Annotated in this window: 17 protein-coding genes, 3 tRNA genes and 1 riboswitch; of the genes, 11 read left to right on the top strand and 9 right to left on the bottom strand. The window is 71.7% G+C overall.

What is annotated here, in order from left to right:
* The 4 genes from ACZ6W9_RS08520 to ACZ6W9_RS08535 all read right to left on the bottom strand — a co-directional run bounded on the left by ACZ6W9_RS08520 (nucleotide 1) and on the right by ACZ6W9_RS08535 (nucleotide 2556).
* Nucleotides 1–70 (bottom strand) — tRNA-Gly (locus ACZ6W9_RS08520).
* A 74-nt stretch (nucleotides 71–144) separates the two neighbouring features.
* Nucleotides 145–215 (bottom strand) — tRNA-Cys (locus ACZ6W9_RS08525).
* A gap of 24 nt (nucleotides 216–239) precedes the next feature.
* Nucleotides 240–311, bottom strand: a tRNA-Gly gene (locus tag ACZ6W9_RS08530).
* Between the two features lie 217 nt (nucleotides 312–528).
* The gene (locus ACZ6W9_RS08535) at nucleotides 529–2556 is read right to left on the bottom strand and encodes an N-acetylmuramoyl-L-alanine amidase (protein ID WP_470117010.1); all 2028 of its coding nucleotides are present in this window, start codon (nucleotides 2554–2556) and stop codon (nucleotides 529–531) included.
* 151 nt (nucleotides 2557–2707) lie between these two features.
* On the opposite strand from ACZ6W9_RS08535, the gene ACZ6W9_RS08540 reads away from it, so the two are divergent.
* From ACZ6W9_RS08540 to ACZ6W9_RS08570, 7 genes are all read left to right on the top strand, one after another.
* On the top strand, nucleotides 2708–2983 hold the full coding sequence (locus ACZ6W9_RS08540) for a hypothetical protein (protein ID WP_470117012.1): 276 nt from the start codon (nucleotides 2708–2710) through the stop codon (nucleotides 2981–2983).
* A gap of 12 nt (nucleotides 2984–2995) precedes the next feature.
* Nucleotides 2996–4816 carry a glutamine--fructose-6-phosphate transaminase (isomerizing) gene (glmS, locus tag ACZ6W9_RS08545; protein WP_389969429.1) on the top strand — a complete coding sequence of 607 codons (1821 nt, stop codon included), beginning with the start codon at nucleotides 2996–2998 and terminating at the stop codon, nucleotides 4814–4816.
* A gap of 96 nt (nucleotides 4817–4912) precedes the next feature.
* Nucleotides 4913–6031, top strand: a complete 1119-nt coding sequence (locus ACZ6W9_RS08550) for a Bug family tripartite tricarboxylate transporter substrate binding protein (protein ID WP_470117014.1) — start codon at nucleotides 4913–4915, stop codon at nucleotides 6029–6031.
* A riboswitch (cobalamin riboswitch) is annotated at nucleotides 6030–6230 on the top strand. It overlaps the preceding gene by 2 nt.
* Before the next feature lie 208 nt (nucleotides 6231–6438).
* On the top strand, nucleotides 6439–8664 hold the full coding sequence (locus ACZ6W9_RS08555) for a ribonucleoside-diphosphate reductase subunit alpha (RefSeq protein WP_470117015.1): 2226 nt from the start codon (nucleotides 6439–6441) through the stop codon (nucleotides 8662–8664).
* A 64-nt stretch (nucleotides 8665–8728) separates the two neighbouring features.
* On the top strand, nucleotides 8729–9724 hold the full coding sequence (locus ACZ6W9_RS08560; RefSeq protein WP_362936334.1) for a ribonucleotide-diphosphate reductase subunit beta: 996 nt from the start codon (nucleotides 8729–8731) through the stop codon (nucleotides 9722–9724).
* A 60-nt stretch (nucleotides 9725–9784) separates the two neighbouring features.
* Complete coding sequence (locus ACZ6W9_RS08565; RefSeq protein ID WP_389969435.1) at nucleotides 9785–10810, top strand: mechanosensitive ion channel family protein; 1026 nt, start codon at nucleotides 9785–9787, stop codon at nucleotides 10808–10810.
* Between the two features lie 137 nt (nucleotides 10811–10947).
* Entirely contained in the window at nucleotides 10948–11886 is a 939-nt protein-coding gene (locus ACZ6W9_RS08570) for an enoyl-CoA hydratase/isomerase family protein (RefSeq protein WP_389969437.1), read from the top strand.
* Here the strand turns inward: ACZ6W9_RS08570 and ACZ6W9_RS08575 are convergent.
* Nucleotides 11862–12236 carry a VOC family protein gene (locus ACZ6W9_RS08575; RefSeq protein ID WP_389969439.1) on the bottom strand — a complete coding sequence of 125 codons (375 nt, stop codon included), beginning with the start codon at nucleotides 12234–12236 and terminating at the stop codon, nucleotides 11862–11864. The two genes, ACZ6W9_RS08570 and ACZ6W9_RS08575, sit on opposite strands and share 25 nt — an antisense overlap.
* Before the next feature lie 43 nt (nucleotides 12237–12279).
* Complete coding sequence (locus ACZ6W9_RS08580; RefSeq protein ID WP_389969441.1) at nucleotides 12280–13035, bottom strand: TetR/AcrR family transcriptional regulator; 756 nt, start codon at nucleotides 13033–13035, stop codon at nucleotides 12280–12282.
* 330 nt (nucleotides 13036–13365) lie between these two features.
* On the opposite strand from ACZ6W9_RS08580, the gene ACZ6W9_RS08585 reads away from it, so the two are divergent.
* Entirely contained in the window at nucleotides 13366–14334 is a 969-nt protein-coding gene (locus ACZ6W9_RS08585) for a hypothetical protein (RefSeq protein WP_470117018.1), read from the top strand.
* Nucleotides 14335–14453: 119 nt separating this feature from the next.
* On the opposite strand, the gene glgC is transcribed toward ACZ6W9_RS08585, so the two are convergent.
* Nucleotides 14454–15680: a glucose-1-phosphate adenylyltransferase gene (glgC, locus tag ACZ6W9_RS08590; protein WP_389969445.1), complete on the bottom strand. Its 1227-nt coding sequence runs from the start codon at nucleotides 15678–15680 to the stop codon at nucleotides 14454–14456.
* Nucleotides 15681–15729: 49 nt separating this feature from the next.
* On the opposite strand from glgC, the gene glgA reads away from it, so the two are divergent.
* Nucleotides 15730–16914, top strand: coding sequence for a glycogen synthase (gene glgA / locus ACZ6W9_RS08595; protein WP_389969447.1), 1185 nt, complete (start codon nucleotides 15730–15732; stop codon nucleotides 16912–16914).
* 133 nt (nucleotides 16915–17047) lie between these two features.
* On the opposite strand, the gene ACZ6W9_RS08600 is transcribed toward glgA, so the two are convergent.
* Nucleotides 17048–17413, bottom strand: a complete 366-nt coding sequence (locus ACZ6W9_RS08600; protein ID WP_179827625.1) for a PH domain-containing protein — start codon at nucleotides 17411–17413, stop codon at nucleotides 17048–17050.
* Between the two features lie 120 nt (nucleotides 17414–17533).
* Here ACZ6W9_RS08600 and pgeF point away from each other — a divergent pair, with 120 nt between their 5' ends.
* The gene (pgeF, locus tag ACZ6W9_RS08605) at nucleotides 17534–18223 is read left to right on the top strand and encodes a peptidoglycan editing factor PgeF (RefSeq protein ID WP_389969582.1); all 690 of its coding nucleotides are present in this window, start codon (nucleotides 17534–17536) and stop codon (nucleotides 18221–18223) included.
* Between the two features lie 124 nt (nucleotides 18224–18347).
* On the opposite strand, the gene ACZ6W9_RS08610 is transcribed toward pgeF, so the two are convergent.
* The gene (locus ACZ6W9_RS08610) at nucleotides 18348–19997 is read right to left on the bottom strand and encodes an OmpA family protein (RefSeq protein ID WP_470117021.1); all 1650 of its coding nucleotides are present in this window, start codon (nucleotides 19995–19997) and stop codon (nucleotides 18348–18350) included.
* Nucleotides 19998–20229: 232 nt separating this feature from the next.
* Here ACZ6W9_RS08610 and ACZ6W9_RS08615 point away from each other — a divergent pair, with 232 nt between their 5' ends.
* A complete protein-coding gene (locus ACZ6W9_RS08615; protein WP_470117023.1) occupies nucleotides 20230–20694 on the top strand; it encodes a hypothetical protein in 465 nt (154 codons plus the stop codon).
* The last annotated feature ends 97 nt before the right edge of the window (nucleotides 20695–20791 follow it).

Consider the following 20791-nt stretch of genomic DNA (forward strand, 5'->3'; position numbering starts at 1 on the left):
CGGAAGACGGGATTCGAACCCGCGACCCTCACCTTGGCAAGGTGATGCTCTACCACTGAGCCACTTCCGCGTGCTCCCCGGCCTGTCGACCGGGGCACGTGCGCCACTTTACCGGATCCTCACGGGTCCGGCGTCCGTGCGCCGAGGTGGAGACGGGATTTGAACCCGTGTACACGGCTTTGCAGGCCGTTGCCTCGCCTCTCGGCCACTCCACCAGCCGGACCCCGGGGGGTCCGCCGAGCGGAAGACGGGATTCGAACCCGCGACCCTCACCTTGGCAAGGTGATGCTCTACCACTGAGCCACTTCCGCGTGCTCCCCGGCCTGTCGACCGGGGCACGAGAAAACTCTAGCGCCTCCGGAGCGTGCTCGCGCGCAACCCGGGGACAACCAGGGGTCGATCGGGGGACGGGAAGGGGGTCCGGGCGGCCCTCGGCCGGGCGTCACCGGCCTCCCCGCGCATCGGGTACGGCTCCTCGGCCGGGCGTGGCTCCCGGCTGAGCATGATCTCCCGGCCGGGTGCGGCTCCTCAGCCGGGAACCACCGTGACGTCCGCCGCCCTGACGAACATGACCCGGTGGCCGAACTGGATCTGGTGGTAGCGCGTCCGGCCCGTGACGACGCGGTGGGACGCCGGGGAGAATCCGCCCGTGTGGAAATAGGACGCGCGGCAGGTCAGGCCGAGGCTGTAGAACTGCCCGGCCGGGAGGGTGTACTGCAGGGGGGCCGGCTGCTGCACCGGTATGCCCGGCGGGTAGGCCGAGGCCTCCGGGTAGGCCCTGCCGTACACCTTGACGGAGGCGAGGCCCGGGCGGGGCGTCACCAGGGGGCCGGAGGCGGGCACGGACCTGCGGGCGCCCGCCGGGTCGTAGAACCAGGCCCGCTGCCCGAGGTACCAGATAGCGGTCCAGTCGCCCCGGCGGCCGGCGAAGGCGTAGCGCTGGCCGGTGGAGGCCCGCCCCGCGTGGTCGTACACGCTGTAGGTGGACTCCCCGGTGGGGTGCTTGCCGGCGTCGCGGACCAGCGGTGAGGCGGGGGAGGGGCGGACGTGCAGCCAGACCGTGCCGGACCCGCGGCGGCACCGGCCCGACTTGGTGCAGCCGCTGAAGAAGGACGTGTTGGCGGCGTAGTCGGGCTTGATCATCACCGAGCGTGCCGCGTGCGCCGGGCGTGACGCGGCCGCCGCCGAGACGAGGGAGACCTCCCGGCCGCGTACGCCGGTCAGCGGGCTGCCGAGCAGCGTGAAGTAGTGGTCCCAGTCCCAGTAGGGGCCGGGGTCCTCGTGCATGCCCTGCACGGTCGCCGGGGTGGCTCCGGGCACGTTGTCGTGGCCGAGGATGTGCGCCCGGTCTAAGGGGACGTCGTACTTGCGGGCGAGGTAGCGGACCAGGCGGGCCGAGGCCCGGTACATCGCCTCGGTGTACCAGGCGCCCCCCCTGGCGAGGTAGCCCTCGTGCTCCAGGCCGATGGAGCGGGAGTTGAAGTACCAGTTGCCCGCGTGCCAGCCGACGTCTCCGGCCCGCAGGTGCTGGGCGATGTGGCCGTCGCTCGATCGCAGGGTGAAGTGCCAGCTCACGTACGTGGGGTCCTTGACCAGCCGGGTCATGACGTCGTAGGGCGACTCCCCGTCGTGGATGACGATGTAGTCGATCGGGCGGGTCCCCGGGTAGCGGTCGTGGTTGCCGTGTCCGCCCTTCTTCAGCCGCCGGTAGGCGGCCGGGATCCACTCGCAGGCCAGGGCGGGCGGGCAGTCGGGGGCGGCGGCCGCCGTCGCGGCGGGCAGCCCGGTCTCCCCGGGCCCCCGTTCCGGCGCGGCGGAGGGGTCGGCGGGCAGGACCACCCGCTCACCGTCGTCGGTCACCCGTGCGGCGCCGGAGCGGATCGTCGCGTACACCTCGTCGGCGAACATCGCCGCGGTCCCGGCGTCCGTGGCGCCGGAGTAGCGGGCGACCGCGCCGTACCAGCCCGCCGGGTCCGCCCCGGGCCGCGCGCTGGCGCGCCGCTGGTGGTCGGCCAGCAGCGCGGCGCCGCCCAGGATGTTGGCGGAGGGGTCACGCCGGAGCTCGGCGGGGGCGAGACCGGTCAGCTCCGCGGCCCGGTGCAGGGTGTCGGCGGGCGGTACGGCCGGCGGCACGGCGGTCCGCTCGCCCCCGGCGGCCTCCCGGACCGTGCCCCCGGAGGGCCGCGCGGTGTCCCGGGCCGCGCCGCCGGAGGGTCCGGTGGTGTTCCGGACAGTGTCTCCCGCGTCTCCCGTGTCTCCCGAGGGGCCCGCGCCGCCGGACGGACGTGCGGGGCGCGCGCCGGCCGGGACGCCCGCGGAGGGGTCGACCAGGTGCATCGGGCCGTACCCCGCCGACACGCTGGGCAGGCCGTTGTGGGTGTCCCACCGGGACTCCAGGTAGGAGACCGCCAGCAGCACGCTCTCCGGCACGCCGTACCTCAGCGCGGCCTGGGCGAAGGCCGCCTGGCGGCCGGCCGGGGACGAGGCTCCCGCGGGAGGGGGCGGGGCCAGCAGGGTCAGGGCGGCAAAGACGGTGGGGCCCGTCAGACGGCGCATGGTGTTCCTCCGGCCAGTTGACTACCCAGCGTTATGAGAGACTACTCACCGTCCCAGGGTGCGGGCGTCGTACGGCATAAGGGGGGATCTCTGCCCGGAAGCGGGCAGGAAAATTGGTAATTGACGTTGGTTATGCGTATGGTCCTGCCCTGTGGCCACGGCATGGCAGCACCATGAGGAGCTGATTACCCATCTGGTCCGGACGAGCTCCCTCGGTCCGGGCGAGGCGGCGCGGGTCGTGGCGGACGTGCTGGCCTACTTCTCCGAGCCCGTCGAGGAGTTCGTCCGGCGTCGTCACGCCGAGCTCAAGGCCAAGGGGATGGTCAACGACCAGATCTTCCCCCGGATCGCCGCAGAGCTGCCCGCCCGCCGTGTCGCGGCACCCCAGCTCACCCTGCGCCAGCTGCGCCGGATCGTCTACGGGTAAGGAGTGCGACACATGTGCGGGATCGTGGCCTATGTGGGGCCGAAGGACGCGGCGCCGATTCTTCTGGAGGGCCTCGCGCGGCTGGAGTATCGCGGCTACGACTCGGCGGGGCTGGTGGTCTCCAACAGGGGCCTGAAGACGCGCAAGGTCAAGGGCCGGGTGGGCGACCTGGCCGCCGTGGTGCCCGCGCGTTTCAAGGGCACCCTGGGCATCGGGCACACCCGCTGGGCCACCCATGGCGCGCCCAGCGACGCCAACGCCCACCCCCACCTTTCCACCGACGAGCGCGTCGCGGTCGTGCACAACGGCGTCATCGAGAACGCCGACGAGCTGCGCGCCAAACTGGAGGCCGACGGCGCGGTCTTCGTCTCCGAGACCGACACCGAGGTGCTGGCGCATCTGATCGCCCGCACCGTCGAGGAGTCCGACTCGCTGGAGGAGGCGGTCCGCACCGCGCTCAAGCGGATCGTCGGCACCTACGGCATCGCGGTGATCGACGCCCGGCGGCCCGGTGAGGTGGTCGTGGCCCGCAACGGCAGCCCGATCGTGCTGGGCATCGGCGAGAAGGAGATGTTCGCCGCCTCCGACGTCGCGGCCCTGGTCCGCTACACCCGCCAGGTGGTCCACCTGGAGGACGGCGAGCTCGCTGTGCTGCGGGCCGACGGCTTCACCACCTTCGGCGGCGACGCGCGGGAGACCGCCAAGGAGCCGCTGACCGTCGACTGGGAGGCCGGGCACTACGACACCGGCGGCTACGAGCACTACCTGCTCAAGGAGATCTCCGAGCAGCCCGAGACGGTGGCCCGCACGCTGCGCGGCCGCCTCGACGACCGCTTCCACATCGCCCACCTGGGCGGCCTCAACATGGACGCGCGGGAGAGCCGGTCGTTCCGCCGCGTGAAGATCATCGGCTGCGGGTCCGCCTACTACTCCGGCCAGATCGGCGCCCAGCTCATCGAGGAGCTGGCGCGCATCCCGGCCGACGCCGAGCCGGCCAGCGAGTTCCGCTACCGCAGCCCCGTGGTGGAGCCCGACACCCTGTACGTGGCGATCAGCCAGTCGGGGGAGACCTACGACACCCTCGCCGCCGTCCAGGAGCTCAAGCGCAAGGGCGGGCGGGTGCTCGGCATCGTCAACACCGTGGGCAGCGCGATCGCCCGCGAGTGCGACGGCGGCCTGTACCTGCACGCGGGTCCCGAGGTGTCGGTGGCCAGCACCAAGGCGTTCACCTCGACCGCGGTGGCGTTCGCGCTGCTCGCGCTGCACCTGGGCCGGGTGCGCGACCTGTCCCCGGCCGACGGCCGCCGCGTCTGCGAGGGCCTGCGGCGGCTGCCCGGCCAGATCGAGGAGATCCTCGCGCTGGAGCCGCAGATCAAGGAGCTGGCGGCCAAGTACGCCGACACGGCGAGCATGATGTTCGTGGGCCGGGTCCGCGGCTACCCGGTGGCCCGCGAGGGCGCGCAGAAGCTCAAGGAGATCTCCTACGTGCACGCCGAGGCCTACCCGGCCAGCGAGCTCAAGCACGGGCCGCTGGCGCTGATCGGCCCGGAGACGCCGACCGTGGCGATCGTCCCCGACGACGAGCTGCTGGACAAGAACCTCACCACCCTGGGCGAGATCCGGGCGCGCGGCGGCCGGGTGCTCATGGTCGGGCACCGTACGGCGGACCCGAAGCTGGCCGACGACTGCGTGGTGGTGCCGAAGAACGAGATCGAGCTGGACCCGATCCTGCTGACGATCCCGCTCCAGCTGCTGGCCTACCACGCCGCCGTGGCGCTGGGCCGCGACGTCGACAAGCCCCGTAACCTCGCCAAGAGCGTCACCGTGGAGTGAGCCTGCCGTCCCTCCTCCCGGCGAGGCCGCCATATGTCACAGAAAGTGACATAGGTGTAACCTGAGGTATCGGGGGTCTCGGGGGGAGGGCGCGTCGTGCACCGCAGGCGGTTCTTCTCGTTCGCCGCCGGGCTCGCCGTCCTCGGCTGCTGCGGCGGCTGCGGCGGTCCGGACAGGCCGTTCACGGCCATGCTGACCCTCATCGTGCCCGCCGCCCGCGGGCACGACTGGGATCCCCTCGCCCGCGGCATGGCGGCCGTCGCGGGCGCCGAGGGGCTGGTGCGGGCGGCCGGGGTGGAGAACCGTCCGGGTGGCGCGGCGGGCGTCGCCCTGGAGGCGCTCGCCTCCCATGGGGCGCCCTACGGGACACCGTACGGGTCGCGGTCCGGGGCGCCGTCCGGGACGGCGTCCCGTGAGCGGTCCGCCCGCGACCCGCTCTCCCGCGAGCCGTTCTCCCGAGATGGGAGGCTGCTCCTCGCCGGGATGCCCGCGGTGGCCGGGGCGGAGATCGCCGACACCGCCGCCGTGGTCGACTCCACCACCCCGCTGGCCCGGCTGGCCGGCGACTGGGCGGCCCTGATCGTTCTGCCCGGCTCCCGCCTGCGCTCCTTCGAGGACCTCGCCGCGCTGCTGCGCCGCGACCCGGGCGGGCTGGTGATGGGCGGGCGCCTGGAGGGCGGCTCCGACCACGTGCTCTACGGCATGATCGCCAAATGCCTCGGGGCGGACGCCAGGCTGCTGCAGTACGCGGGATACCCCGCCGCCGCCGACGCCGTCGAGGCGCTCCGCGACGGCCGGGTGGGCGCGATCCTGGGCTCGGCGCGCTCCTTCACACGCGAGATCGCCGCCGGTCGCCTGCGGCCGCTGGTGGTCTCCTCCGCCGAGCGGCTCCCCGGGATCGACGCGCCGACGCTGATGGAGATGGACGTCCGGCTGGAGTACACCGACTGGTGCGGGGTGTTCGGCCCGCGGGGCATGAGCCCGGACGACCGGGACCGGGCCGTGGCCCTGTGCGACGCCCTCGACGCCTCGCCGCGCTGGCGGTCCCTGTGCGAGGCCGGGGGCTGGAGCCGGATCTACCTCAGCGGCGACGACTTCCGCCAGTGGCTGTCCGGCGAGACCGGCCGGGCCCGTGACGTGCTCCGTGATCTCGGTTTGCTCAAAGCCTTCGCCACAACCTGTTGGGGTAGTTGCGTCCGAAGCCACTACATGTAGGATCCTCGTCGTTGCCGGCTCGCCTTCCGCGTGGAGGCGAGGCAAGAGGGAACCCGGTGCGAATCCGGGGCTGCCCCGCAGCGGTGAACGGGAACGACCGCCGTCAGGAGCACTGGGCCATGTGCCCGGGAAGCGACGGCCAGTAGGCATGCGCCAGGCGCCCGTGAGTCCGAAGACCTGCCGGTGACGGGAAAGACGGGAGAAGGGGACCGGGCCGGGCGCCGGGGCCGCGTGAGGCGGCCCGGGGCGCGCGGCGCGGCCGCCTCTCCCGGCACAGATGTCCAGGGCCTCGAGGGTGGGCCCGCGGACGAGGCGGTCCGGCATGCCCGCGAACCGTTCTCCGACGCGTGCCCTTGACCCGGCGGGAGCCCTACGGGAAGAGCACCGAGCACGCCAGGAGGAAGCACGTGGCACCGATCGTGACCGAGGCAGCCGAGACGGCCGAGGGGACCGGGCAGGCACGCGAGGATCTGGCCGGCCGCCGGCTGGCCATCGAGGAGGCCGCCGCCCGGGTGGTCGCCGATCCGGAGAACTCCAGGGTCGCCGCCGGCCTGCTGGCCGGGCTGATCGCCGACGAGGCCGCCGCCCACGGCGTGCGGACCTTCGCCGGGTCCGTCGCCGCCGCCCACGCCGCCGGGCTGCTGCAGGACGGCTTGGCCGCCTTCGTCGCGGCGCACGCCGCCGAGCTGGACGCCCTCGTCGACGACGCCGCCGACGCCCGGTTCGAGTACTTCGGCCTGCGCACGGTCTACGACCGCTACCTGCTGCGCCACCCCGAGACCCGCGGCGTGCTGGAGCGCCCGCAGCACTTCTTCCTGCGGGTGGCGTGCGGCCTGTCGGAGACGGTGGAGGAGGCCGCCGAGCTGTACCGCCTCATGTCCACCCTGTCCTACCTGCCCAGCTCGCCCACCCTGTTCAACTCCGGCTCCCGCCGCCCCCAGCTGTCCTCCTGCTTCCTGCTCGACTCGCCCCGCGACGAGCTGGAGGCGATCTACGAGCGGTACGGGCAGATCGCGCGGCTGTCGAAGTACGCCGGGGGCATCGGCGTCTCCTGGACCCGGATCCGCTCGCGCGGCTCGCTGATCCGCGGCACCAACGGCCACTCCAACGGCGTCGTGCCGTGGCTGCGCACCCTGAACTCGAGCGTCGCCGCGGTCAACCAGGGCGGCCGCCGCAAGGGCGCGGCCTGCGTCTACCTGGAGACCTGGCACGCCGACATCGAGGACTTCCTGGAGCTGCGCGACAACACCGGTGAGGAGTCACGCCGCACGCACAACCTCAACCTCGCCAACTGGATCCCCGACGAGTTCATGCGCCGCGTCGAGGCCGACGGCACCTGGTCGCTGTTCGACCCCAAGGAGGTCCCGTACCTCACCGACCTGTACGGCGAGGCGTTCGACGCGGCCTACCGCGCCGCCGAGGCCGAGGGCCGGTACGTCCGCCAGGTCCCGGCCCGCGCCTTGTACGGCCGGATGATGCGCACCCTCGCCCAGACCGGCAACGGCTGGATGACCTTCAAGGACGCCGCCAACCGCACCTCCAACCAGACGGCCCTCCCCGGGAACGTCATCCACCTGTCGAACCTCTGCACCGAGATCCTGGAGGTCACCGGCGACGCCGAGACCGCCGTGTGCAACCTCGGGTCGATCAACCTGGCCGCCCACCTCGACGGCGGGCGGATGGACTGGGAGCGGCTGCGCTCCACCGTCCGCACCGCCGTACGGTTCCTGGACCGCACGATCGACCTGGGCTTCTACCCGACCCCCGAGGCCGAGGCCGCCAACCGCAGGTGGCGGCCGATCGGGCTGGGCGTGATGGGCCTGGCCGACGTGTTCTTCACGCTGCGGCTGCCGTTCGACTCCCCGGAGGCGCTGGAGCTGTCCACCCGGATCTCCGAGGAGATCGCGCTCGCCGCCTACGCCACCTCCTCCGACCTGGCCGTCGAGCGGGGCCGCCACCCCTCCTACGACGAGACCCGCGCCGCCCGCGGCGTGCTGCACCCCGACCACTACGACGCCGGGCGGTCGGCGGAGTGGGCGGCGCTGCGGGCCAGGATCGCCGGGACGGGTCTGCGCAACTCGCTCATGGTCGCGATCGCGCCCACCGCGACCATCGCCTCCATCGCCGGCTGCTACGAGTGCATCGAGCCACAGGTCTCCAACGTCTTCAAGCGCGAGACCCTCTCGGGGGAGTTCCTCCAGGTCAACCGCTACCTGGTCCGCGACCTCACCGAGCGCGGCCTGTGGACCCCGCAGGTCCGCGACGCGATCAAGCGGGCCGACGGCTCGGTCCAGGACGTCCCCGGCGTCCCCGGCGACCTGAAGGCGCTCTACCGCACCGCCTGGGAACTGCCGCAGAAGGCGCTCATCGACCTGGCCGCCGCGCGCATGCCGTACATCGACCAGTCGCAGTCGCTGAACCTCTTCATGGCCACGCCGACCATCGGCAAGCTCTCCTCGATGTACGCCTACGCCTGGAAGCGCGGTCTGAAGACGACCTACTACCTGCGGTCCCGCCCGGCGACCCGGATCGCGCAGACCACCGTGGCCCGCGCCGCCGCCTCCGACGCCTCCGTTCCGGAGGCCGTCGCCTGCTCGCTGGAGAACCCCGAGTACTGCGAGGCCTGCCAGTAGGGACCGCCCCGGCTCCTCGTCCCACCCGAACCTCTTCACCCGGAACCCACGGAGGGCTCTCCCGATGCTGCTCGACCCCGGAATGGACCTCACGCTGCGCCCCATGCGCTACCCGGACTTCTACGAGCGCTACCGCGCCGCGATCCGCAACACCTGGACCGTCGAGGAGGTGGACCTCTCCTCCGACCTGCCCGATCTCGCCAGGATGACGGCCGAGGAACGCCACCTGATCAACCGGCTCGTCGCCTTCTTCGCCACCGGCGACTCGATCGTGGCCAACAACCTGGTCCTCAACCTCTACCGGCACGTCAACGCCCCCGAGGCGCGGCTGTACCTCAGCAGGCAGCTCTTCGAGGAGGCGGTGCACGTCCAGTTCTACCTGACCCTGCTGGACACCTACCTGCCCGACCACGACGAGCGGGTGCGCGCCTTCGCCGCGGTCGAGCACATCCCCTCGATCCGGGACAAGGCCGAGTTCTGCTTCCGGTGGATCGACTCTCTCGGCGGGCTGGACCGCCTGGAGACGCGCGAGGACCGGCGGGCGTTCCTGCTCAACCTGATCTGCTTCGCGGCGTGCATCGAGGGGCTGTTCTTCTACGGCGCCTTCGCCTACGTCTACTGGTTCCGCTCCCGCGGCCTGCTGGGCGGCCTGGCCACCGGCACGAACTGGGTGTTCCGCGACGAGTCCATGCACATGGAGTTCGCCTTCTCCGTGGTGGACACCGTACGGGCCGAGGAGCCCGGACTGTTCGACGACGAGCTGGGTGAGCAGGTCACCCGGATGCTGGAGGAGGCGGTGGCCGCCGAGCTGGCCTTCGCCGCCGACCTGTGCGGCGACGGGCTGCCCGGAATGGAGGCGGAGCGGATGCGGCAGTACCTTGAGTACGTGGCCGACCAGCGCCTGGTCCGGCTCGGGTTGCCCGTCCGGTACGGCACCGCCAACCCCTTCGCCTTCATGGAACTGCAGGACGTACAGGAACTCGCCAACTTCTTCGAGCGGCGGGTTTCGGCCTACCAGATAGCCGTTGAGGGGAACGTCACATTCGACGAAGCCTTCTGAATACGCGGCGGGCCCGCGGGCAACCCCCATGGGGGACCGACGACGGGAGGAAAGCCGATCTTGTCCAGATGGATCATCATGCTCATCACGGTGCTCGCCGCCGCCGCCGCGGTGGAGGTGGTGCGCCGCGTGCTGCGGTCACGGCTGATCGGCGAGAGATGGGTCCTCGCCGGTCCGCTCGTGCACCGCTGCGCCTGGCCCGCCCTGACCACGGCGATCGTGGCGGCCGCCAAGACGGTCTACGTTCCGAGCATGGCCGAGGGATCGTTCGCCGACGGCATCGAGCAGGTGCTCAGCCTGGCCATGATCGGCGTCGTCTCCTGGCTGGTCATCGAGGCCGCCTACGCGGTCACCGACGTGGTGCTGGACCGGCTGGTGACCGTCCAGGGCGAGCGCAACCGGCGGGCCCGCCGCATCCGCACCCAGATCACCCTGGTCCGCCGGGTGGCCTCCGCGGTGATCATCGTGGTGGCGCTGGGCGCGATGCTCTTCACCTTCCCCCAGGTGCGCGCGCTCGGCGCCGGTCTGCTGGCCTCCGCCGGAATCGCCGGTGTGATCGTCGGCGTCGCCGCCCAGTCGACCCTGGGCAACATGCTCGCCGGGCTGCAGCTCGCCTTCAGCGACGCGCTCCGGCTCGACGACGTCGTGGTGGTCGAGGACGAGTGGGGCCGCATCGAGGAGCTCAGCCTCACCTACGTGGTGCTGCACCTGTGGGACGAGCGCAGGCTGGTGCTGCCGGTCTCCTACTTCACCACCAACCCCTTCGAGAACTGGACCCGCCACAGCAGCCGGGTGATCGGCGCGGTGATGCTCCGCGTCGACTGGTCGGTCCCGGTGGACGAACTGCGCACCGAGCTGTACCACGTCCTGCGCGAGCATCCGTTGTGGGACCAGAAGGACTGGGTCCTCCAGGTCGTCGACACCCTGCCCAACGGCCTGGTGGAACTGCGGGCGCTGATGAGCGCCGCCGACTCGCCCAGCGCCTGGGACCTCAAGTGCGACATCCGCGAGCACATGGTCAGGTTCATCCAGGAGAAGTACCCTGACTCGCTGCCCCGCTTCCGGGTGGACGACCGCGCCGCCTGACCGGCCGCGGCCCCGGGCCCCGTACGGCGGCCTCCCGGCACGGCGGGCCTGGCCGTACGGTGGGCCCCTACGCGGCCTGGCGGCCCGGCGCGGCCCCGCACCGTCATGACCGGGGAACGTCCCGGGAGAATTCACACGTGCGGATATCCGATGGTTTCCAGCTGACCACCGGCGACCATGTCGCCACCCTCCGGATCGACCGGCCCGAGAGGCGCAACGCGATGAGCGCGGCCATGTGGCGGGCGCTGCCGGACCTGCTCGCGCCGCTGGCCGCCGACCCCGGCGTGCGGGTCCTCGTGCTGACCGGCGCGGGCGGCACCTTCTGCTCGGGGGCGGACATCTCCGAGATCGCCGGTCTGGCCGACGGCGACGACGACACCGGGCTCACCGTCGCCGCCGAACGGGCGCTGACCGCCTTCCCCAAGCCGGTGATCGCGATGATCGAGGGGTTCTGCGTCGGCGGCGGCTGCCAGCTCGCCGTCGCCTGCGACCTGCGGGTGGCCGCCGAGGGCAGCCGCTTCGGCGTCACCCCGGCCAGGCTCGGGATCGTCTACCCGGTCAGTTCCACCCGCCGCCTGGTGGACCTCGTCGGACCGTCCGCCGCCAAGTTCCTGCTCTACTCCGCCGAGCTCATCGACGCAGGCCGGGCGCTGCGCACCGGCCTGGTGGACGAGGTCGTCGCCCCCGGCGAGCTGGCCGGACGGGTGTACGGCCTGGCCAGGACCCTGGCCGCCAACTCCCGGCTGACCCTGGCCGCCGCCAAGGAGATCGTGGAGGGCCGGGCCGGTGAGGCGCGGGTCCGCGAATGGCAGCGGGCCGCGCGCGAGGAGTCCGCGGAAGGGATCGCCGCCTTCCTGGAACGCCGCCCGCCCCGCTTCACCTGGACCCCGCCGGGACCCGGCGCCGTCCCCGGCGATGCCCGGGACGGCGTCTCCGGCGGCGGCCCGGACCGAGCCTCGGAGGGTGTCTCCGGTGATGTCCCCGGCGGCCTCTCGAACGGAGCCTCGGAGGAAGTCCCCGACGGCGTCTCGGACGGCTTCTCCGGCGACGCCTACTCGGGGGACATGACCTCGTAGAGGTTGCCGGAGTCGTCGCGGAAGAACAGGCCGCGCGGGCACAGCGGATGATCGACACGGCCGTTGGCGGGGTCGGCGGGGTGGCTGCCGTACGGCACGCCGCGCTCCCGGAGCCGGGACAGGACCGCGTCGAACGTGGCCGGGTCCACATCGAAGGCCAGGTGGTGTCCCTCGGGGTCCTCGACGGTCATGTAGTCGAGGGTGAGGGAGTCGTTGACCCGGACGGGCGCGAAGTGGCCGCGCATCCCGGCCGGGGGCAGGCACGCAAGGCCCATGACGTCGGCGAAGAACCGGGCCGCACGCTCGTTGTCGCAGGCGGGGACGATGGTGTGGTTCAACGTGACGGTCACTTCGGGCCCTCCTCGGCGGAGCCTCGACGGTTCGGGGCGGCGGTCATCTCGCGGTCCTCTCGGTGGAGTCCGGGCGGGCCAGCGCGCCGTGCACGAACACGTCCACGAGTTCGGCGACGTCCGGCGCGGTGTCGCCGGCCGGTCGCCTGCTCCCGGCGAACGTCAGGTCCATGAACAGCGCGGCCAGCCGTTCCGGGGGAAGGCGCAGCGCCTCGCGGTCCGGCTCGAACAGCTCGGTCAGCGCCTCGCGGGTCCGCCGGAGGGACGCCTCCCGGCCGCCCGGGGCGTGCGGCCCGCCCGGCCGGCCGGCGGCCGTCCCGTCGGCGGGTTCCCGGCTCGCGGCACCGGCCGGTGCGTCCGTACGGTCCCCGCCCGTGTCGTCGGCCGGTGCATTCGTACGGTCCCCGGCGGGGGAGGGGCGCCGGTCGTGGGACGACCGGTGGCCCGAGGCGTGCAGGGCGCCGAGGACCGTGCCGATCCGCGTCATGTGGGCCCGCATGGCCTCGGCCGCCTCGGTCAGGCGGACGGCGAGCGGCTGGTCGAGCGGGACGGCGGCGAGCTGTTCCAGCACGTGGTCGGGGCGGAGCGCCTCGGCCACGCAGGCGTCCAGCAGCTCGTCCTTGTCGGCGAACACCCGGAAGATCGTGGCCTCGCCGATCCCGGCGGTCCTGGCGATCTGGCTGGTGGTGACGGCGGTGCCGTACTCGGCGACCAGCGGGAGGGCGGCGAGCACGATCATCTCCCGTCGCCGCTCGGGGCTCATTCCCGGCGCTCTGCGCCGGGGGGATGTGGTTTCCATGCCTCTCAATCTATGGAGTGAGTACTCACTCCGTCAATGGAAAATCATGAACGAACTTTCGCGGGGAAGGCACGAGGATGCCGGATGACGCGGAGGATGTTCAGCGACATCGGTGTTTCGGAGAACCTTTCGCATCCCTGGTTCCGCGTGTCGCCGCCCCCGGGAGAGATTCCTCATCCTGCCCCGATTTCCTGCGGAAACGGTTCCCCGAACACGCCCCGTGACGGCTGATCACCCTCCATGATGTTCCCCACGAGGACTCGTCCCCTGCCTCCGATCCTCGACGGCGCGACGCGCCTACGCTGAACCCATCCCCCGAGGAGAAGAACCATGAGCAAGTTGGAGGACCGCGTGACCCGACTGGAGAACGACTTCAGGAGGCTCAGCACCGAGTGCGGACGCACGGCCTCACAGCGCGCCTACGAGGCACTGGACCCCGTCTACGCCCAGCTGAACACGGCGGATGAGCGGATCAAGCGGGTGGACGACTGGTTCAAGGGCCTGGACGACAAGGTCGTCGACCTAGGTGTCCAGACCGGGGAGCTGAAGGCCGTGGTGACCGGCCTCGACACCAGGGTCACGGGCCTCGACCGCAGGGTCGGCGAGCTCGGTACCAAGGTCTCCACGCTCGGCACGCAGGTCGTCACGCTGGACAAGCGTGTCTCCGATCTCGGCACGCAGGTCGTCACGCTCGACAAGCGTGTCTCCGATCTCGGCACGCAGGTCGTCACGCTCGACAAGCGTGTCTCCGATCTCGGCACGCAGGTCTCCGATCTCGGCACGCACGTGTCCAAGCTGGACGGCAAGATCGCCAGGTTGGACATCAGGGTCACCATGCTCGACGACCGGGTCTCCACGCTGGACGACAAGGTCTCCAAAGTGGACAAGCGCGTCTCCGTGCTGGACACCAGGGTCTCCATGCTGGGCGACCGCGTCTCCGAACTCGGTGAGCAGGTCTCCAAGCTCGACAAGCGGGTCTCCGTGCTGGACACCAGGGTCTCCAAGCTGGATGATCGGGTCTCCAAGCTGGATGATCGGGTCTCCAAGCTCGACGATCGCGTCTCCAAGCTGGATGATCGCGTCTCCAAGCTCGACGATCGGGTCTCCGTGCTGGACACCAGGGTCTCCAAGCTGGACACCAAGGTCGATCTCCTCCGCGAGGAGATGAACGCCAAGTTCGCCGCCGTCGACGAGCGCATGAACGGGCTGGAGACGCGGATGGGTGAGATGGCCGCGTTCAACGCGACCATGTTCCAGGCGATCCTCGACCGGCTTCCGGAGAAGCCCTCCGTCAACTGATCCGCCCCTCCGGGCACCGGGCCGCTCCGCGCGCGGCCCGGCACCCGGGACGCCGGTCAGCCGACGCGGCCGGGGCCCGGTCCGGACGCCGTTCAGCGGCCCGGCTCCCAGGCCGCCCGTCAGCGGTCGATGATCTCGTTCTTGCCGATGACCACGATCCCGTTCCTGGTGACCGCGAACCGGCTGCGGTCGTACTCGGGGTCGAAGCCGATCCGCGCTCCGTCGGGGATGACCACGTTCTTGTCGATGATCGCCTTGCGGACGACGGCGCCCCGGCCGATCTTCACGTTGTCCATCAGCACCGAGTCCTCCACCCGCGAGTGCGAGTGCAGCACCACGCCGGGGGAGAGGATCGAGTGGTCCGCCAGGCCGCCGGAGACGATCACACCGGCGGACACCAGGGAGTCGATCGCCCGCCCGACCCGGTCGCCCTCGTTGTGGACGAACTTGGCCGGCGGGAGCGGGTCGTGCCAGGTGTAGATCGGCCACTGCTGGTTGTACAGGTTGAAGACCGGGTGCGGCGAGATGAGGTCCATGTGGGCCTCGTAGAAGGCGTCGAGCGTTCCGACGTCCCGCCAGTAGCCCCGGTCGCGCTCGGTGGAGCCGGGCACCACGTTGTCGGCGAAGTCGTACACCTGGGCGCTGCCGGACTTCACCATCATCGGGATGATGTTCCCGCCGAGGTCGTGCTTGCTGGTGGGGTCGAGCGCGTCCTCGCGGAGCGCGTCGAGCATCGCCTGGGTCTTGAAGACGTAGTTGCCCATCGACGCGTACACCTGGTCGGGGGCGTCGGGCAGCCCCACCGCGTCCTTGGGCTTCTCGCGGAACGCGACGATCCGCCGCCCGGCCGGGTCGGCCTCGATCACCCCGAACTGGTCGGCGAGCGACAGCGGCTGCCGGATGGCCGCCACCGTCACGTCGGCGCCGGAGTCGATGTGCTGCTCCACCATCTGCCGGGGGTCCATCCGGTAGATGTGGTCGGCGCCGAACACGATGACGTGCTCCGGCATCTCGTCGTAGATGAGGTTCAGGTTCTGGAACAGCGCGTCGGCGGACCCGGAGAACCAGTGCGGGCCCAGCCGCTGCTGCGCGGGCACGGGCGTGACGTAGTTGCCCAGCATGGTCGACAGCCGCCAGGTACGGGAGATGTGCCGGTCGAGGCTGTGGCTCTTGTACTGCGTCAGCACCACGATCTTCAGATACTGGCCGTTGGCGAGGTTCGACAGCACGAAGTCGACGAGCCGGTATATCCCCCCGAACGGCACCGCCGGCTTGGCCCGGTCAGCCGTGAGTGGCATCAGCCGCTTGCCTTCGCCGCCGGCGAGGACGATCGCGAGGACTCTCATGCACCCGACCCTAACCTGATGAACAGGGATGAAACACTACGCTGATCATATGCGCGTTGATCTGCTGAGCCGCGAGTATCCCCCAGAGGTGTACGGCGGCGCCGGTGTCCATGTCGAGTACCTCGCCCGCGAACTGCGGAGGCTGGCCGAGGTCCGGGTGCGCTGCTTCGGGGCGCCCCGGACCGAGGAGGGGGTGGCGGCCTACCGGACGCCGGCCGGGCTGGAGGAGGCCAACGCCGCCCTCCAGGTCCTCGGCGTCGATCTGGAGATGGCGGCGGCCTGCCAGGGCGCGGACCTGGTGCACAGCCACACCTGGTACGCCAACTTCGCCGGTCATGTCGCCAAGATGCTGTACGGCGTCCCGCACGTGGTGACCACCCACAGCCTGGAGCCGCTGCGGCCGTGGAAGGCCGAGCAGCTCGGCGGCGGTTACACCCTGTCGTCCTGGGCCGAGCGCGGCGCGCTGGCGAGCGCCGACGCGGTCGTCGCGGTCTCGGAGGGGATGCGCCGCGACGTGCTGGCCGCCTATCCGGAGGTGGCGCCGGAGAGGGTCAGGGTGATCCACAACGGGATCGACACCGCCCAGTACGCCCCCGACGCCGACACCGGCTTCCTGTCCAGGCACGGCATCGACCCGGCCCGGCCGTACGTGGTGTTCGTGGGCCGGATCACCCGGCAGAAGGGGCTGGTCCACCTGCTGCACGCGGCCCGGAGCCTGCGGCGCGACGCCCAGCTCGTGCTCTGCGCGGGCGCGCCGGACACCCCGGAGATCGCCGAGGAGGTGACCGGGCTGGTCCGGGGGCTGGAACGCGAGCGCGAGGGCGTGGTGTGGATCTCGGAGATGCTCCCGCGCCCCGAGGTGATCCAGATCCTGACCCACGCCACGGTGTTCGTCTGCCCCTCGGTCTACGAGCCGATGGGCATCGTGAACCTCGAGGCCATGGCCTGCGAGACCGCCGTGGTGGCCACCGCCACCGGCGGCATCCCCGAGGTCGTGGCCGACGGGTCGACGGGCCTGCTCGTGCCGATCGCGCAGTCCACCGCCGACGGCTCGCCCGACGATCCCGAGCGGTTCGCCGCCGACCTCGCCGAGCGGGTCAACCGCCTGCTGGACGACCCGAAGCTGGCCGCCGAGCTGGGCGCGGCCGGGCGCGCGCGGGCCGTGGAGCACTTCTCCTGGTCCAGGATCGCCGAGCGGACGATGGACCTGTACCGGTCGGTCGCCGCCCCCTGACGACGTCGTCCCGGCCCGGACCGCGCCGCCGCGCGGTCCGGGCGGACGGCCGGGACGGCCGAGCGGACGACGGACCCGCGCCGGCCGGTCGCCGCCGCCGGGCCGCCGCCGGGCCGACGCCGGGTCAGCGGCTTCAGCGGCTGATGAAGCTCAGGATGACGTTGTGGGCGTGGTGGGCCTTCTCGTCGCCGCGGAACTCCACCTCGTAGGTGTGGGTGCCCACGTGGACCGCGATGGCGCCGGAGGAGAAGAACCCGCCCGCGAGGGACTTGTTGCTCACCACGCTGACGGCCGAGATCTTGCTGTAGGGGATGCTCGTGATGGCGATCTTCTTGCCCACGAACGACTTGTCCTGGACGATCACCCGCCTGTCGGTGAGGCCGAGGAACCCGGTGCCGGTGCCGATGGCGTCGTAGACGGCGATGATCTGCTCGCCGGGCATCAGGCCGCTCTCGATCTGGCGGAGCTGCTCCTTGCGGTCGTACGCGATCTGCGTCATGAGCTTCCTCGCGATCTGTCGGGGGAACCGGCGGAACGGAAGGTCCGCGCCGCCTGTGAAACGAACGCGGAGGGGGAGGGGTTCCGCCGGGTAGGTAAGGTCGGGGCCGTGAACGTTCAGATGAGGATCACGGACCGTCACGGAGGCGTGAGCGCCGCGCCGTACGACACCCGCAACCTCGGCGGCGCGTGCGGGGACGACCCCGCGTCGGTCGCGGCCAACCGGGCCCGTACGGCGGCGGAGTTCGGGCTGGAGCGGGTCGTGTTCATGCGGCAGGTCCACAGCGCCGACGTCCGCTACGTCACCGAGCCCTTCGGTGACGACCCGCCGCCGCTGGACGGCGTCTGCACCGACGTCCCCGGCCTGGGCCTGACCGCGCTGTGCGCCGACTGCGCGCCCGTCCTGCTGGCCGATGCGGAGGCGGGCCTGGTGGGCGCGGCGCACTCCGGGCGGGCCGGCACCGTCTCGGGCGTGGTCCCGGCGCTGGTGGCGGAGATGGCGGCGCACGGTGCCGAGCCGGGCCGGATGACCGCCCTGATCGGCCCGATGGCCTGCGGGAGCTGCTACGAGGTGCCGGAGGAGATGCGCGCCGAGGTCACGGCGGTCGTCCCGGAGGCGTGGTCGATCACCCGCCGCGACACCCCCGCCCTCGACCTGCGGGCCGCGATCAACTCGCAGCTCGCCAAGGCGGGCGTCGGCGAGATCACCCACGACACGCGCTGCACCATCGAGAGCCCCGAACTGTTCTCCCACCGCCGCGACGCCGTGACCGGCCGCTTCGCCGGCTACGTCTGGCTGGAGGAGGACTAGCCGGCGGTCGTTCACCGGGCCGGTTGTCCTGCCCTCGCGGCGGCATGGCGGCTCCATGCGCCGCCGCTCTCGTCAAAGGAGCCGGGGCCGGCGTCGTACCGGCCTGCGGGGGGCCGCCGGCCGGTCAGCGTCCGATGGGGATCCCCGGGTAGGCGCCTCCGTTCAGCACCTCCAGCGTGATGCTCGTGCGGTCGTCGGGCGGGGCCGGGTAGTAGACGTAGGCTCTGCCGGTCTCGCCCTCCTCCAGGGCGGGCACGTAGTTCTCGACGAACTCCGTGTACATCTTGAGCGGGTGGTAGCGCGCCTTGGTGGCCGGATCGACGAGGATGAACGCGCCGAAATCGGAGCCGGAGGAGAACTCGTGGTCCCACCCGGAGAAGGGGGCGGGGACCGGGATGAACGTGCCCTTGTTGACCTTGGTGATGTCGAAGGAGGCCACCACGTAGGCGCCGTCGCGATAGAGCGGCAGCACGTCCACCTTGAGCTGGTCCGTCTGGTTGTGGAATGACCAGGTGAAACCGGCCGCCCGCGCTCCCGGATCGGCGCGGAAGGGGGCCGGCGCCACGGTGGAGCCGCGTACCCGGTCGGTGGACGGGCCCGTGGTGGTGGTCACGTCCGGGCCCTGCCGCTTGATGGAGTAGGAGATCTCCACGCGGCGGTTTCTGGCCCGCCCCGCGGGATCGTCGCTCCCGTCCTTCTTCTGGTTCTTGGCGATCGGCTCGCTCTCGCCCTTGCCTTCCGGTTTGTACTGATAGTCGGTGCCGAGCCTGGCGGCCAGGTACTCCTGCACGGCCCGGGCCCGCTTGACCGACAGTGTCTGGTTGTAGCCGTCGTCGCCCTTGTCGTCGGTGTGGCCGATGATCGTGATGGGCGGTTTGGCGGGGTCGGCCCGTCGTCTGGTCTCCTCGGCCACGTCATCGAGTACGGCCGCCGCCTTCGCGCTCAGACGCGCTTCGTCGAAGGCGAACAGCACGTCGGTGCGCAGGCCGATCGTCTCCTTGTCCCCCTCCTGCGTGGTGCTCCTCACCGGCGTCTCCACCAGTTCGTTCAGGTCGGAGACGCCCGACCAGATCTTCCCGTTCGGTACGACGACGGGCCACTGGAACGTGTCGCCGGCCTTCGGCTCGGAGGAATCGCGTTCACGGGCGGCCGGTTCGGCGCCTCCGTCGGTGACCGGGATGCCGGTCATCGGGCCCATCGGCATGTCGGGCACGATCGACACCGCCTCGGCGGTGGCGGGAAGCGGCGGGAAGTAGACCTCGACCGGGTAGCGCACGCCCGGCACGAAGTCATCGGGGTAGGCGCCGGCGGGCGGGAGGTGCCTGGTGCCGAAGGCCTCGCCGTCGCCGTCGTTCTCGCGCAGGGTGAAGTACACCTTCCTGCCGACCGGGTCGAGCAGCCTGAACCTGGCGAAGGAGGCCGGCAGGATGCCGTAGCCGAAGTCGCCGATGGCGTTGGAGGTCGCGGTGGTCATGATCTCCATGCGTAACACGGTCAGCCCGGCGTGCCGCTCGATGGCCCGCACCTCGATCCTGAACGGGTTGGTGGCGTTGGCGCCGACCATGCCCTCGCTCACGTGACTTCCCGCCGCCGCGACCGGGGCGGAGGGCGGCGCCGAGGAGGTGGCGCCGGAAGCCGGGGCGGAGGGCGACGCCGGGGGAGCGGTGCTGGAGGCGGCGGCCGACGGGGTGCCGGGCACCGGCTGATCCTCCGGCCCGCATGCGCAGGCCAGGGCCGCCGTGACCAGGAGAGCGGTCGCTTTCAACAGGCGCATGCCAAAAAGCCCCTCTCTGTCTGACAAGTCAGCACTTCAGGGTATAGATCATCTGTGTGGCACGCCTGTAGATCGGTCGAACTCGCACGTCGGCACGCTGGGCCGACCCGCCGGGCGCCCGGTTCCCGGTACCGGTCAGGGCGCGCACCGGCCGCGGCGTTCCCCCGGACGGGGGAGGAGCCTCCCCCGCGCACGGGAGGGACGGGCGCCCCGCCGGTCCTACGGTCGGATCATGGTTGGTTCCGAGGTTGACCACGATCGCCCGCGACGATGGCCGGCGTACGCGATGGCGCTGCTGATGCTCGGCTACGCCGCGGGGAAGGCCGTCTTCGCCCTGCAGGCCCGGCTCGGGTTCCCGGGCGGCCCGCCGGTGTCGGCGGCCGAGGCCGAGGGCTACTTCCTCGATCCGGCCCTGGCGCAGTGGACGGCGAGCGCGTCCGGCGTGCTGGGCGCGTGCGTCGCCGTCGTCACCGTCACGGCGCTGGGACGCAGGGCGCCCAGAACGCCGATGCTGCTCGTGCTGGCCGCGATGACGCTGGCCGTCCTCGGCGGCGGCGGGATCATGGTCCTGGACGGGTTCGTCGGCATCGGCGTGGGCTGGCGGTGGTATCACGGCGTCCTCGGCGTCGCCGCCATCGCTCTGTCCGTGGAGATGTTCCGGTCCTACGCGGCGGCGACGAGACGCGCCGCGGGCTGACCGGGACCGGCCGGACGGGTACGGCACGGCGGCGGGTTCCGGCTCCGGACGCGGGACGCCGGAGTCGTGGTGCCTCCCCCGGCTTCACGCGCGCGTC

This window comes from Streptosporangium sp. NPDC053982 (assembly GCF_055585205.1).